We start from the raw sequence: 13839 nt of genomic DNA on the forward strand, positions 1-13839 counted from the left end.
ACGGATGGACGTCGTACAGGCGGAGGTCGTACAGGCGGACGTCGTGCCGGCGGATGCCGAACGGCCGGGCGACGCGCGCGCCGACGACGCGCCGTCCGCCGGGGCGGCGTACCCCGGGACCGAGGCCGCGACCGCGCTCGCCGACCCGGTGAGCGCCGAGGCCGCGGCGATCGCGGAGGCCGTCAGCGCCGAGGCGGCCGCGTCGGGCCTGGGTGCCGAGATGGTCCGCCTCATGCGGCTCTTCGCCGCCTGGACCCAGCGCGCCGGATTCGAGTGCGGGGCCGCCGACCGTGTGCTGCTCGCCCGGCTGGTGACCCGCGGCCGGTGCCGCGCGACCGACCTGGCCGCGGACGTCTTCCTCGACCTGTCGACGGTCAGCCGGCAGGTGCGCTCGCTGGTGGACCGGCAACTGGTGGAACGCCACCCGGACCCGGAGGACCGGCGCGGCTCGCTGCTCAGCGCGACCGAGGCCGGCCGCGCCGCGTACCAGAGCGCCGTACGCCGCCGCGAGGCGGAACTGACCCGGCTCCTCGAACCGTGGCCGGCCGCGGACCGCACCCTTCTCACCCGTCTGCTGAAGCGCCTCAACGACGACCTGGTGGACAGCACGTACACGAGCCTCGGGACCGGGCAGCCCCCGGTGGGCGAGGCGAGGCAAGGAGATCTGCACGCATGACCATGTCCGCGTCCCCGGCCCGCGGGGGAACACCAGCGATATCCGAGCCGCCACCACCGGCCGGCCGGCTGACGCACCGCCAGATCATGACGATCCTCAGCGGTCTCATGCTGGGCATGTTCCTCGCCGCCCTCGACCAGACCATCGTCAGCACCTCGATCCGCACCATCGCGGACGATCTGCACGGACTCAGCGCGCAGGCGTGGGTCACCACCGCCTACCTGATCACGTCGACCATCAGCACCCCGCTGTACGGCAAGCTCTCCGACCTCTACGGCCGCAAACCCTTCTTCCTCGCGGCCATCACGATCTTCATCGCCGGCTCGGCGGCCTGCTCCTTCGCCACCTCGATGAACGAGCTGTCGGCCTTCCGCGCCTTCCAGGGCATCGGCGCCGGCGGTCTGATGTCGCTGGCGCTGGCGATCATCGGTGACATCGTGCCGCCCCGCGAGCGCGCCCGGTACCAGGGCTACATGCTCGCCATGTTCGGCTCCTCCAGCGTCCTCGGCCCGCTGATCGGCGGCTTCCTGGCCGGTCGCAGCAGCATCCTGGCCATCGCGGGCTGGCGCTGGGTGTTCCTCGTCAACGTCCCGGTCGGCATCATCGCGCTCTTCGTCGTCGCCAAGGTGTTGAACCTTCCGCACACCCGGCGCGAGCACCGCATCGACTGGTGGGGCGCGCTCACCATCGCCGTCGGCGTGGTGCCGCTGCTGCTGGTGGCCGAGCAGGGCCAGACCTGGGGCTGGACCTCCACCAGGTCGTACGTCTGCTACGGCATCGGCGTGGTCGGCCTGGTGGCCTGGGTCCTCGTGGAGCGGGCAATGGGCGACGAGGCGCTGATCCCGATGCGCCTGTTCCGCAGCTCCGTGTTCAGCAAGATGAGCCTGCTGTCCGTGCTCATCGGTATGGGCATGTTCGGCGGGATGATGATGGTCCCGCTGTACCTCCAGATCGTGAAGGGTGTCAGCCCCACCAAGTCCGGCCTGCTGATGCTGCCGCTGATGGTGGGCATGATCGCCGGCACCATGGTGGTCGGCCGCATCATCTCCAAGACCGGCAAGTACAAGATCTTCCCGATCATCGGCACGGTCCTGCTGATCGCCGCCATGCTGCTGTTCCACTACCGGGTCCAGTGGGACAGCCCGCTGCCGGAGACCATGGCCTACATGGCGCTGTTCGGCCTGGGCCTCAGCGGCTGTATGCAGATCCTGACCCTGGCCGTGCAGAACTCCGTCGAGCCCAAGGACATGGGCGTCGCCACCGCGTCCGCCACCTTCTTCCGGCAGATGGGCGGCACCGCCGGTACGGCGATCTTCCTGTCCGTGCTGTTCAGCACCGTCGGCGACAAGATCGGCTCCGCGTTCCGGTCGGCCGCCCAGACGCCGGCGTTCCAGGCCGCCCTGCACGACCCGGCCGTCCGCGCCGACCCGGCGAACGCCCCGGTGCTGGACATGATCAAGCACCCCGCGGCGAGCGGTGGCGGCTCGGGGGTGCTGGACGACTCCTCCTTCATCCAGCAGCTCGACCCCCGGCTGGCGCAGCCCTTCAAGGAGGGCTTCACCGACGCGATGCACGTGGTGTTCCTGTGCGCCGCGGCCATCATGGTGCTCGGCTTCCTGGTCGCGGTGTGGACCAAGGAGGTGCCGCTGCGCAAGGTCTCCGGCCTGGAGGCGCGCGCGGCCGAGGCGAACGGCACCCAGGCCGAGGCCGCCGATGTGAAGGACGCCCAGGTGAACGCCGTGGCGGCCGACAGCGGCCAGGCGCCCGCCGTCCCGCTCGTCGAGGACGCTCCCGTGGCCGTCGCCTCCGTGCCCGCCGCCGGGCAGACCGTCCGAGGCCGGGTCCTCGACGGTGCGAACGCCCCGGTTCCGCAGGCGGCGGTCACCCTGATCGACGTCCGCGGCCGGCAGCTCGACCGCGCGGTCAGCGGCGTGGACGGCACCTACACGGCGTCGGTGCCCGGCGCCGGTACCTATGTGCTGATCGGCGCCGCCGGTGCCCGTCAGCCGCAGGCCGTCACCGTGCTGGTCGGCGACGAGCCGGTGATCTGCGACCTCGTTCTCGGCGGCAGCGGCGCCGCGCTCGCCGGCTCCGTCCGGGACGCGGCCCACGGGAACCCGCTGCCGGGCGCCCTGCTGGTCGCGACCGACCTGCGCGGTGAGGTCGTGACCTCCGCGACCTCCGCCGCCGATGGCGGGTTCTCGCTGGCGGACCTGGTCCCGGGCAGCTACACCCTCGCCGTGAACGCGCCGGGCTACCGTCCGGCCGCCGTCCCCGTCGAGGTCACCCCGGGTGCGGCCGAGCCGTGCGAGATCCGTCTCGAAGCCGGTGCCCAGCTGCACGGCGTCATCAGCGCCGCCACCGGCGGACCGCTCGGCGATGCCAAGGTGACGCTGCTGGACGCGGCCGGCAATGTGCTCGGCACCGCGACCACCGGCCCCGACGGCGCCTACGGCTTCACCGACCTCGACCTCGGTGAGTACACCGTCATCGCCAGCGGGTACGCCCCGGTCGCCACCTCCGTCCGCGTGGACGCCGGCGGCACCACGGACTTCGACCTCGAACTGTCCCACGAGGACCTCGCCAAGTAGCGCGCGTTCGGAGCATCCCCAGGCGTTCGGAGCACCCCTGGGGGAGTCCTGTCAGGGCCCGCGATCCACCGGATCGCGGGCCCTGATGTCATGTGCGGGCTCCCCGTAAGGGCCGCGCGCCGGGTCGTTCGCCTGAGCTCTTCGACGCGAGAGGCCGCCGCCCGGTCGGTCCGCGTCGCCGCCTGGCCGGTCCGTGTCGCCGCCCGGTCAGTCCGCGTCGTCCGGCGGCAGGCTCGGCACATCGGCCCGGAAGAGGCTGATCAGCAGCCCGTACGGCGCCCCGTGCGCGGGGTCCGCCGGATGCGGGCCTTCGGCCATTGCGCGCAGCCGCTCCTCCAGGGCGTGGGCCTCGGCATCGCTGAGCCAGAGATGGCGCAGCATCGTGTCCGACGCCTGCCCCGGCTCGCCCGGCACCATCTCGCCGAGCGCGGCCCTGATCAGGAACTCCGCCCCGCCGGTACCCTCCGGACGCATCGTGAAGGTGCGGCTGACCAGCGCGAAGTACTGCTCGGTGCCGCCGCGCACCTGACGGGTCTCGGCGAGCCGCACCAGCCCGGCCTCGCGCAGCACCCGTACGTGGTAGCCGATGGTGCCCTTGCTCATCCCCAGCGCGCCGGCGAGCTGCCGCAGCGTCGCGGGGCGCTGGCGCAGCAGGTTGACCATGCGATGCCGTATCGGGTGCCCGAGGGCCTTGAACTGCTCGGTCGAGTGCAGGACCAGGTGGCCCTGCTCGTCGCGGGTGTGCTCGGGGGTGCCGTCGGGTGGCTGTTCCGCTGCCATGGGGGAAAGTGTCTAGGAACTTAAATACTTTTGACAACTCCCGGGCCGTGGCCGCAGAATCCCGCATCAGGAAGTGGCGAGAAATCTCGTCGCTTGATCGGATGACCGGACACCCAAGGAGTTCCATGCCCCTCTCGACGGCTCATGTCGCCACCGCCCGCTCGGGCCGCTACATCAAGCAACTCGTCTCCCACCTGGGCCACAAGGCCGCCGCCACGCTCACTCCCGACGGCCGCGGCACCATCACGGTGGCCGCCGGCACCTGCACCCTCACGCCCGCCCCGGACCGGCTGGAGCTGACCGCCGCCGCGGTCGACGAGGAGCGGCTGGCCGGGGTCGAGGACGTGATCACCCGCCATCTGGTGCGCTTCGCCACCCAGGAGCGGCTCACGGTCGAATGGACGGCCCCGCTGCACGGCGGCGACCTAAGCCCCACCCACCCCGTCGTCGACGAGTACCTGCTGGCCCATCACACCCCGGCCGACGGCATCCTCGGAGAGCTGGCCGCCGCCACCCGAGAGGCCGCCGCCGACGCCGCGCACATGCAGGTCTCCGCCGACGAGGGCGCCCTGCTCACCATGCTGACCCGGCTCACGGGGGCCCGGCTCGCCGTCGAGGTCGGCGTCTTCACCGGCTATTCGAGCCTGTGCATCGCCCGTGGTCTGGCTCCCGGTGGACGGCTGCTGGCCTGCGACGTCAGCGAGGAGTGGGCGGCGATCGGACGGCCGTACTGGGAGCGCGCGGGGGTCGCGGACCGGATCGACCTGCGTATCGCCCCGGCGCTTCAGACGCTGCGCGCGCTGCCCTCCGAACCGGCCGTCGACATCGCCTTCATCGACGCGGACAAGGAAAACTACCCGCTCTATTACGAGGAGTTGGTGACCCGGCTGCGTCCCGGCGGCCTGGTGGTGCTGGACAACGTCTTCCTCGGCGGGCGGGTCCTCGACCCGGCGTACCGGGAGGCGCGCCATGTGACGATGCGGCGGCTCAACGATTTGATCGCCGCGGACGAGCGGGTGGACGCGGTGATGCTGCCGGTGCGGGACGGGGTGACCGTCGCGCGGCGGCGGTGAGGCGGGGGCGCGCCGGTGTCGTGGTCACCGCTGTCGTGGCCACCGGTTGCCGGTGCCGCGGTCACCAGTTGGTGTGGGCCGTGATCCGGTCGGCCAGTGGGTGTTCGCCGCAGGGGGTTGTCCCGGTGCAGGCGGGCGGCAGGTCCGGGGCGCGGGAGAGGGGGTGGGGGAGAGCTGGAGATGGGTGAGATGGCCGTGGGGGCCCTCGTCGGCGGACGGGCCGAGGATCAGGATCGGTGGCGGGCCGCATGCCGCGCCGGCCGGGCACCTGCTCCCGCCCCTCCATGGACCCTTTCAGCGGGGTGCCGTTGACCTTCCCCTCGTCGTCCTCTTCCATGGGGACACGTACGGCAAGGTGACCAGTTCGGCGAGGGCCTCGGCGGGCAACGGCCGGTGGGCGAGGGCGTGTACGGGTATCGGCATGGCGATCATCTGAGGGGCCCGGACGGTTGGTGCCGCGACCGGTGCGGGCCGTGCGGGGCAGGCCGCCCGAGGTTCGCGGGGACGACGGCTGCGTGTGCCGCTTGACTTAGAGAGCACTCCAATTCGTAGCGTTTTGGGCATGAGTACTGCACAGCACAAGATCGGGTCCGGATTCGGCGCCACCAGCACCGCCGACGAGGTCCTGGAAGGCATCGACCTCAGCGGCAAACTGGCCCTGGTCACCGGGGGTTACTCGGGGATCGGGCTGGAGACCACCCGTTCGCTCGTCAAGGCCGGCGCCCGGGTCGTCGTACCGGCGCGCCGTCCGGAGACCGCGGAGCAGGCGCTGGCCGGGCTGCCCGGTGTCGAGGTGGACGAGCTGGACCTCGGGGACCTGGAGAGCGTGCGCCGGTTCGCGGAGCGGTTCCTCGGAACCGGGCGGAGCCTGGACATCGTGATCGACAGCGCCGGGATCATGGCCTGCCCGGAGACCCGGGTGGGCGACGGCTGGGAGGCGCAGTTCGCCACCAACCACCTCGGCCACTTCGCCCTCGTCAACCGGCTGTGGCCCGCGATCGCGCCGGGCGGCGCCCGGGTCGTCTCCGTGTCCTCGCTCGGCCACCACACCTCCGGCATCCGCTGGGACGACGTCCACTGGCGGCAGGGCTACGACAAGTGGGAGGCGTACGGCCAGGCCAAGACCGCCAACGTCCTGTTCGCCGTCCAGCTCGACAGGCTCGGCCGCGATGCCGGGGTCCGCGCCTTCGCCCTGCACCCCGGTGGCATTCTCACGCCGCTCCAACGGCACCTGGCCAAGGAGGAGATGGTCGAGCGCGGCTGGATCGACGAGCAGGGCAATCTGCTCCACCCCGAGGTGTTCAAGACTCCGCAGCAGGGCGCGGCCACCCAGGTCTGGGCGGCGACCTCCCCGCGGCTCGACGGTCTCGGCGGCCTCTACCTGGAGGACTGCGACGTCGCCGAGCCCGCCCCGGACAACGGTGAACGCGTGGGCGTCAAGGACTGGGCGATCGACCCGGAACAGGCGGCCCGGCTGTGGACGCTGTCGGCCGAGCTGACCGGGGTGGACGCGTTCGCATCCTGACCAGCGCCATCCGTAGGGCCGCGCGCGTCACGGGGGTGAGGCGTCCGCCGCCATCGGCTGTCCGGCGCCGTCACCCGTCTGCCGCCATCACCTGTCCGCGCACCGGACCCGCGCCGCCTCCCTGTCGTGCGCTCCGGCGCGCGCCGTCGGAGTGCGGCCGGGTACGGCCCCGCCGGGAGCCTTCCGCGCGGCCCGGGACGCTGTGCGGCGTCGCACCAGGCCGGCCGGAAAGGGGCATGAACCCGCCGGGTTCGCGGAGGTGCCGGACGCGGAGGGCCGCCCGGCGGTGGTCCGCGGGAGCGGGGGCGGCGCGGGCTCCGATATCGCCCTCGGGCAGGTGCACTTGGAGATCTCGGGCATGGCGGCGCAGACGCGGCTCAAGGTGCGGCCCGGGGGCTCACCAGCCTCGATCAGCATCATGTCGACGCCGGCCCGCTCGGCGCCCTGTGGGCCAGGTGGGCCTGCCACGGGTGGGTCAGGGTGGCTCGGTGATCGTCCGATGCGGGCATTCGCTCAGCTTGCCCTCAGGTCGTCCGCGACCAGCGAGAACAGGACCAGATCGACCCGCCCGTCATGCACGAACCCCGCGTTGCGCAGGATGCCCTCGCGGTGGAAGCCGCATCTGAGGGCGGTCTTCCGGGAGGCGGTGTTGGCGGTGGCGGCGCGGAGTTCGAGGCGTTCGAAGCGGTGGCCGGTCAGCAGCCAGTGGGCGAGGGCGCGGGTCGCCTCGGCGGCGATGCCGTGGCCGCGTCCCCAGGGGGAGACCCAGTAGCCGACCTCGCTCGTCCGCCCCCGCCAGTCGGTCTTCTTCAGACCGACCGTGCCCATCAGGCGCTCGGTGCGCCGGTCGGTGACGGCGAAGTGGATGCCGTCACCGGACTCGCGCAGGGCGTGGGAGACGGAGGTGCACCAGGCGGTCCGTGTGCAGCACTGTCTCCGGGAACATCCGCCCGTCCATCCGTCTGTGCGTCCGTCCATGGGTGATCACTTGGCCGGAACATAACAGGTCCGCCGCGTGACCGAGGCGGCCCCTCGGGGGGAGGTGGAGGAGCCTTCGGCCCCGGCGGTTGCCGCGCCCCGTCGGCGCGCCGGTCTCAGATCCGGCCGACGAGTTCGTAGCCCGCCTCGTCCACGGCCGCGCGGACGGCTTCCTGGTCGAGCGGGGCGGCGGAGGTCACCGTGACCTCCCCGGTGTCGGCGACGGCCGTGACCGCGGTGACGCCGTCCAGGGCGGAGACCTCCGAGGAGATGGCGGACTCGCAGTGGGCGCAGGTCATGCCGGAGACCTTGTACACGGTGGTGACGCCGCCGCCGTGGACCTGTACGTCGGTCGCCGCGCCGGTGCCGCAGGAGCCGCAGCAGGAGCCGGAGTTCGTCTGTTCGGTCATGGCCTCTTCCTCGGTTGTGGGCATGGTTCGGTTCGCGGAAGGACGGTCGCCCGGCCTTCCGACAGCAGGAACGATATACCCCTGGGGGGTACATGTTCGTGTGATCGTCATCTCGGGGGGTCGGCTGGACGCCGTACCCCTAGGGGGTATAGTGGCGGGCCTGACACCTGTGGCGGACGGGACGTGGTCCCGGGACACGGGGTCTCAGACGTGGCCTCGGAAAGGGGAGGGCGGCAGGTGACGTACCGGCGGACCGGACCCGGCGGCGGCGCGACGCGCCGGTCGTGGGCCGCCGTCCTGGCCCTGCTCGCCGCCTTCGTCGTCCTGGTCCACCACGACGTGAGCGCGACCCCGGCCGCACCCGCGACCGCCACGACCGCCATGAGCGCGATGCCCGGGATGGATCACACCGCGCGGAACACGACCGTGCAGCACATGACCGCTCGGCACATGGCCACGCACCGCGTGACCGGGCACCGCGTCACCGGGCAGGACATGGCCGTCGTGGCCCTGTCCTCCGCCATGAGCCATGACATCGGCGGCGCCTGTTCCGGCGCCGGCATGCAGCACTGCACCTCCGGTGCCGTCGGCTCGCCGCAGTGGCTCGATCCGCCGGCCGTGCCCACGCACACCGTCCAGGCCGTTCCGCCGCGGGGCGTCCTCGCCGGGCGCGGGCTGCCGGGCAACCCGTACCGCGCGCCGCCCGACCTCTCCGTCCTCTCCCGACTGCTGATCTAGGCCGCCCCCGCGCGGCCCGTTCCCCCGTACCCCGTGGGGGCGATGCCGCATGCGCGCAGGTCAACGGCATCTCGAGAAGAGGCATCGCACATGGACAGCATCAACCGTCGTACCGCCCTGCTGGCCGGTCTCGCCGTCGCCGGGACAGGAGCACTCGCCGCGTGCGGCGGCTCCGGGTCCACGCCGGCCCTGGTGAGCCCCGACAGCAAGGTGGTCGCGACCACCGAGAGGAAGCGCAAGGGCACCGGCAAGGTGCGGGAGGTGAACTTGACCGCGGCGCCGGCCGTGCTCGACCTCGGCGGCAAGGTGACGGCGAAGAGCTGGGCCTACGGCGGCCGGACCCCGGGCAAGGAGATCCGGCTCTCGGCCGGTGACACCCTCGCGGCCGAACTCTCCAACCAGCTCCCGGACCGGACCACGACCTCCGTCCACTGGCACGGCATCGCCCTGCGCGCCGACATGGACGGCGTGCCCCCGGCCACCCAGGACGCGGTACGCGCCGGCCGCAACTTCACCTACCGCTTCCTCGCCGACACCCCCGGCACCTACTTCTTCCACCCCCACGTCGGCGTCCAGCTCGACCGGGGACTGCACGCCCCGCTGATCGTGGAGGACCCGAGGGAACCGCTGTCGTACGACGACGAGTGGGTCGTCGTCCTGGACGACTGGGTCGACGGTGTCACCGGCACCCCCGACCAGGTCCTCGCCGAACTGAGCCACGGCATGGGCGACATGGGCGACATGGACATGGGCGACTCGGGCCACGGTGGCCCGGGCCGCGGCGGTTCCTCCAGCCATGACATGGGCGACATGGGCGGGATGGACATGAGCGGGGGCGGCGCGGGCGCGGGCGGCGAGGCGTCGTCGTCCGGCTCGATGAAGTTCATGCTCATGGGCGCCCGCAGCGGCCTGCTCGGCGGCGACGCCGGCGACGTCAAGTACCCGTACCACCTGGTCAACGGCCGGGTGCCGGCCGACCCCGACGTCTACACCGGCAAGCCGGGCCAGCGGGTGCGGCTGCGCCTCGTCAACGCCGGCGGCGACACGGCGTACCGCGTCGCGCTCGGCGGCCACAAGCTGACCATCACCCACACGGACGGCTTCCCGGTCGCCCATCGGCAGGTGGACGCGCTGCTGGTGGGCATGGGGGAGCGGTACGACGTCCTCGTCACGCTCGCCGACGGGGTCTTCCCGCTGGTCGCCCTCGCCGAGGGCAAGGACGCGAGCGGTCTGGCGCTGGTGCGCACCGGGTCCGGCGCCGCGCCGAAGGCGACCGTCCGCCCCGGGGAGCTGAACGGCATGATCATGAACGCGGCCGGGCTGAAGGCCGCCGACGAGGTCCGCCTGGACACGAGGAGGACCGACCGCGTCCACCGGATCGAACTCACCGGCGGTATGGCCGGGTACGACTGGGGCATCAACGGCCGGCGGTACGACATGAAGCACCCCGCCGCCGATCCCGTCCTGGTCGAGCAGGGCCAGCGGGTCCGGCTGGACTTCGTCAACAAGACCGGCATGTGGCACCCGATGCATCTGCACGGACACACGTACCAGCTCGGTACGGGCGGCCCGCGCAAGGACACCACCATCGTGCTGCCCGGCCGCACGGTGTCCGTGTACTTCGACGCCGACAACCCCGGCCAGTGGATGCTGCACTGCCACAACGCCTATCACGGCGAGGCGGGCATGATGGCGCTGCTGGCGTACCAGGCGTGACAGCGCGAGGGGGTGGTGCGCGCCGGACGGCCCGCACCACCCCCCTCCCGCGCGTCAGACGTTGCGCCGGTACTGGCCGCCCACCTCGAAGAACGCCTCGGTGATCTGCTGCAAGGTGCACACCCGCGCGGCGTCCATGAGCACCGAGAACACGTTCTCGCCCTCGACCGCCGCCGCCTTCAGGGCGCTCAGCGCGGCATGCGCCTCCTGCTGGTGCCGGGCCTGGAAGTCATGCACCCGCTCCAGCTGGGAGCGCTTCTCCTGCTCCGTCGCGCGGGCCAGCTCGATGGCGCCCGGCTCGGCACCCTCCGCGTGCGGGTTGCGGAAGGTGTTGACGCCGATGATCGGCAGCGAACCGTCGTGCTTGCGCTGCTCGTAGAGCATCGACTCGTCCTGGATACGGCCGCGCTGGTAGCCGGTCTCCATGGCGCCGAGCACACCGCCGCGCTCGCTGATCCGCTCGAACTCCAGCAGCACCGCCTCCTCGACCAGGTCGGTCAGCTCGTCGATGATGAACGACCCCTGCAGCGGGTTCTCGTTCATCGCGAGCCCCCACTCACGGTTGATGATCAGCTGGATGGCCAGGGCGCGGCGGACCGACTCCTCGGTCGGGGTGGTGACCGCCTCGTCGTAGGCGTTGGTGTGCAGGCTGTTGCAGTTGTCGTAGATGGCGATGAGCGCCTGGAGCGTGGTGCGGATGTCGTTGAAGTCCATCTCCTGGGCGTGCAGCGAGCGGCCCGAGGTCTGGACGTGGTACTTGAGCTTCTGGGAACGCTCGTTGCCGCCGTACTTCCGCTTCATCGCGACCGCCCAGATCCGGCGGGCGACCCGGCCGAGCACCGAGTACTCGGGGTCCATGCCGTTGGAGAAGAAGAACGACAGGTTCGGCGCGAAGTCGTCCACGTCCATGCCGCGCGCCAGGTACGCCTCCACATAGGTGAAGCCGTTGGCGAGGGTGAACGCCAGCTGGCTGATCGGGTTCGCGCCCGCCTCGGCGATGTGGTAGCCGGAGATCGACACCGAGTAGAAGTTGCGGACCTTGTGGGCGATGAACCACTCCTGGATGTCGGCCATCATCCGCAGCGAGAACTCGGTGGAGAACAGGCAGGTGTTCTGGCCCTGGTCCTCCTTGAGGATGTCGGCCTGCACCGTGCCCCGCACGCTCGCCAGCGCGTGGGCGCGCAGCCGCTCCGCCTCCTCGGCGGACGGGTCGCGGTCCTCGGCGGCGCGGAACCGCTCGATCTGCTGGTCGATCGCGGTGTTGAGGAAGAACGCCAGCACGGTGGGCGCCGGGCCGTTGATCGTCATCGACACCGAGGTGGTCGGCGCGATCAGGTCGAAGCCGTCGTACAGCGCCTTCATGTCGTCCAGGTTCGCCACCGAGACGCCGGAGGTGCCGACCTTGCCGTAGACGTCGGGGCGCTCGCCCGGGTCGCGGCCGTAGAGGGTCACCGAGTCGAAGGCGGTGGACAGCCGGGTGGCGGGCTGGCCCTCGGAGAGCAGCTTGAAGCGGCGGTTGGTGCGGAAGGGGTCGCCCTCGCCGGCGAACATCCGCGCCGGGTCCTCGCCGTCGCGCTTGAAGGGGAACACGCCCGCGGTGAACGGGAAGTAGCCGGGCAGGTTCTCCCGCCGCCAGAACCGCACCAGCTCGCCGTGGTCGGTGAACCGGGGCAGCGCCACCCGGGGGACCTTGTTGCCCGACAGCGACTCGCGGGTCAGCTTGGTGCGGATCTCCCGGTCGCGGATCTTCACGACCTGCTCGTCACCGGAGTACGACGCCACGACGGCGGGCCAGTTCTCGATCTGCTCGCCGACCTCGTGCGGGAGCTGCCTGCGGGCGTCGGTGAGCAGCGCGTCCACGTTGTCCGCGGCCGAACCGGCCGCCGTCAGCTCGCCCTTGACCAGGTCCAGGCGCTGCACCCGACGGGCCGCCTCGGCGAGCACCTCGGTCTCGGCGTGGTAGGCACGGACCGACTCGGTGATCTCCGCGAGGTAGCGCACCCGGTCGGCGGGCACCACCTGGCGGATCCCGGAGGAGTGGCGCACGTCGACGGGCGCGAGGGTGCCCTCCTGGAGGTGCAGGCCCTTCTCGTCCAGGCACGACCGCAGATGCTGGAAGAGCGCGGTGACCCCGTCGTCGTGGAAGGTCGCGGCCGAGGTGCCGTACACCGGCATGTCCTCGGGCTTCTTGTCGAACGCCTCGCGGTTGCGCACCAGTTGGCGGCTCACGTCGCGCAGCGCGTCCTTGGCGCCGCGCCGCTCGAACTTGTTGACCGCGACCACGTCGGCGAAGTCGAGCATGTCGATCTTCTCCAGCTGGGACGCGGCGCCGAACTCCGGCGTCATCACGTACAGCGAGGTGTCGACGAACGGCACGATCGCCGCGTCGCCCTGGCCGATGCCCGGGGTCTCCACGATCACCAGGTCGTACCCGGCGGCCTTGACGACGTCGATCACATCGGTGAGGTGCTCGGGCAGCTCATGGCTGCCGCGGGTGGCCAGGCTGCGGAAGAACACCCGGTTCCCGTCCAGGGAGTTCATCCGGATGCGGTCGCCGAGCAGGGCGCCGCCGCCGCGCCGGCGGGTCGGGTCGACCGCGATCACCGCGATGCGCAGCTTGTCCTGCTGGTCCACGCGGAAGCGGCGCACCAGCTCGTCGGTCAGCGAGGACTTGCCGGAGCCGCCGGTGCCCGTGATGCCCAGCACCGGCACCACCCGGCCGGCCGCGGCGGCCCGCAGCCGGTCGAGGAACTCCGGGGGCAGCTTGCCGAGTTCGGCGCCCGTGATGGCCCGGGCGGTGGCGAACCGGTCGCCCGCGAGCACGGCGTCCGCGTCGGCGGGCTTGCCCTCCCACAGGTCGAAGTCGCAGTCCCGTACGACCGAGTTGATCATCCCGGCGAGGCCCATCCGCTGGCCGTCCTCGGGCGAGAAGATGGTCACCCCGTGCGCGCGCAGCCGGGTGATCTCCTCGGGCACGATCACGCCGCCCCCGCCGCCGACCACCCGGATGTGCTCCGCGCCCCGCTCGCGCAGCGTCTCGACCAGGTACTCGAAGTACTCGACATGGCCGCCCTGGTACGAGGAGACGGCCACGCCGTGCGCGTCCTCCTCCAGTGCCGCGTTCACGACCTCCTGTACCGACCGGTTGTGCCCGAGGTGGATCACTTCGGCGCCCTGGGACTGGAAGATGCGCCGCATGATGTTGATCGACGCGTCGTGCCCGTCGAACAGAGCGGATGCGGTGACCAGGCGTACGGGGTGTACGGGGGAGTGCAGTGCGCTCATCGGGGGCCTTCCGGGACAGGTCGGGGGGACGCTGATCAGAGAAATACTAGGACGTCCTAGTAAAGCG

The 13839-nt window shown here is 71.7% G+C and carries 10 protein-coding genes; 6 read left to right on the forward strand and 4 right to left on the reverse strand.

All coding sequences use genetic code 11. The annotated features are described in order from the left end of the window. Window positions 1-220: 220 nt before the first annotated feature. A complete protein-coding gene (locus GHR20_RS34080; RefSeq protein ID WP_153816252.1) occupies window positions 221-676 on the forward strand; it encodes a MarR family transcriptional regulator in 456 nt (151 codons plus the stop codon). Beyond that, a complete protein-coding gene (locus GHR20_RS34085) occupies window positions 673-3267 on the forward strand; it encodes an MFS transporter (RefSeq protein WP_153815408.1) in 2595 nt (864 codons plus the stop codon). The genes GHR20_RS34080 and GHR20_RS34085 overlap by 4 nt, the downstream gene beginning before the upstream one ends. Before the next feature lie 207 nt (window positions 3268-3474). Here the strand turns inward: GHR20_RS34085 and GHR20_RS34090 are convergent, their stop codons facing one another. Further along, entirely contained in the window at window positions 3475-4047 is a 573-nt protein-coding gene (locus tag GHR20_RS34090) for a winged helix-turn-helix domain-containing protein (protein WP_153815409.1), read from the reverse strand. A 125-nt stretch (window positions 4048-4172) separates the two neighbouring features. Here GHR20_RS34090 and GHR20_RS34095 point away from each other — a divergent pair, with 125 nt between their 5' ends. Further along, window positions 4173-5120 (forward strand): DUF2218 domain-containing protein, encoded by a 948-nt coding sequence (locus tag GHR20_RS34095; protein WP_194859063.1) that lies wholly within the window; start codon window positions 4173-4175, stop codon window positions 5118-5120. Between the two features lie 562 nt (window positions 5121-5682). After that, the gene (locus GHR20_RS34100; RefSeq protein WP_153815411.1) at window positions 5683-6645 is read left to right on the forward strand and encodes an SDR family NAD(P)-dependent oxidoreductase; all 963 of its coding nucleotides are present in this window, start codon (window positions 5683-5685) and stop codon (window positions 6643-6645) included. Between the two features lie 513 nt (window positions 6646-7158). Here the strand turns inward: GHR20_RS34100 and GHR20_RS34105 are convergent. Both GHR20_RS34105 and GHR20_RS34110 read right to left on the reverse strand, forming a co-directional pair. Continuing rightward, complete coding sequence (locus GHR20_RS34105; protein WP_153815412.1) at window positions 7159-7623, reverse strand: GNAT family protein; 465 nt, start codon at window positions 7621-7623, stop codon at window positions 7159-7161. 116 nt (window positions 7624-7739) lie between these two features. Next, the gene (locus tag GHR20_RS34110; RefSeq protein ID WP_181516177.1) at window positions 7740-8033 is read right to left on the reverse strand and encodes a heavy-metal-associated domain-containing protein; all 294 of its coding nucleotides are present in this window, start codon (window positions 8031-8033) and stop codon (window positions 7740-7742) included. A 237-nt stretch (window positions 8034-8270) separates the two neighbouring features. On the opposite strand from GHR20_RS34110, the gene GHR20_RS34115 reads away from it, so the two are divergent. Next, on the forward strand, window positions 8271-8771 hold the full coding sequence (locus tag GHR20_RS34115; RefSeq protein WP_153815413.1) for a hypothetical protein: 501 nt from the start codon (window positions 8271-8273) through the stop codon (window positions 8769-8771). 90 nt (window positions 8772-8861) lie between these two features. After that, window positions 8862-10487 (forward strand): multicopper oxidase family protein, encoded by a 1626-nt coding sequence (locus tag GHR20_RS34120; RefSeq protein ID WP_153815414.1) that lies wholly within the window; start codon window positions 8862-8864, stop codon window positions 10485-10487. A gap of 54 nt (window positions 10488-10541) precedes the next feature. Here the strand turns inward: GHR20_RS34120 and icmF are convergent, their stop codons facing one another. Next, window positions 10542-13772 (reverse strand): fused isobutyryl-CoA mutase/GTPase IcmF, encoded by a 3231-nt coding sequence (icmF, locus tag GHR20_RS34125; RefSeq protein ID WP_153815415.1) that lies wholly within the window; start codon window positions 13770-13772, stop codon window positions 10542-10544. Window positions 13773-13839 lie beyond the last annotated feature (67 nt).

This window comes from Streptomyces sp. SUK 48, assembly GCF_009650765.1.
In the GTDB taxonomy this organism is placed as follows: domain Bacteria; phylum Actinomycetota; class Actinomycetes; order Streptomycetales; family Streptomycetaceae; genus Streptomyces.

Coding starts and splice junctions, on each gene's coding strand:
- GHR20_RS34080 (WP_153816252.1), top strand. CDS start 221: ATGGTCCGCCTCATGCGGCTCTTCGCCGCCTGGACCCAGCGCGCCGGA.
- GHR20_RS34085 (WP_153815408.1), top strand. CDS start 673: ATGACCATGTCCGCGTCCCCGGCCCGCGGGGGAACACCAGCGATATCC.
- GHR20_RS34090 (WP_153815409.1), bottom strand. CDS start 4,047: ATGGCAGCGGAACAGCCACCCGACGGCACCCCCGAGCACACCCGCGAC.
- GHR20_RS34095 (WP_194859063.1), top strand. CDS start 4,173: ATGCCCCTCTCGACGGCTCATGTCGCCACCGCCCGCTCGGGCCGCTAC.
- GHR20_RS34100 (WP_153815411.1), top strand. CDS start 5,683: ATGAGTACTGCACAGCACAAGATCGGGTCCGGATTCGGCGCCACCAGC.
- GHR20_RS34105 (WP_153815412.1), bottom strand. CDS start 7,623: ATGGACGGACGCACAGACGGATGGACGGGCGGATGTTCCCGGAGACAG.
- GHR20_RS34110 (WP_181516177.1), bottom strand. CDS start 8,033: ATGACCGAACAGACGAACTCCGGCTCCTGCTGCGGCTCCTGCGGCACC.
- GHR20_RS34120 (WP_153815414.1), top strand. CDS start 8,862: ATGGACAGCATCAACCGTCGTACCGCCCTGCTGGCCGGTCTCGCCGTC.
- icmF (WP_153815415.1), bottom strand. CDS start 13,772: ATGAGCGCACTGCACTCCCCCGTACACCCCGTACGCCTGGTCACCGCA.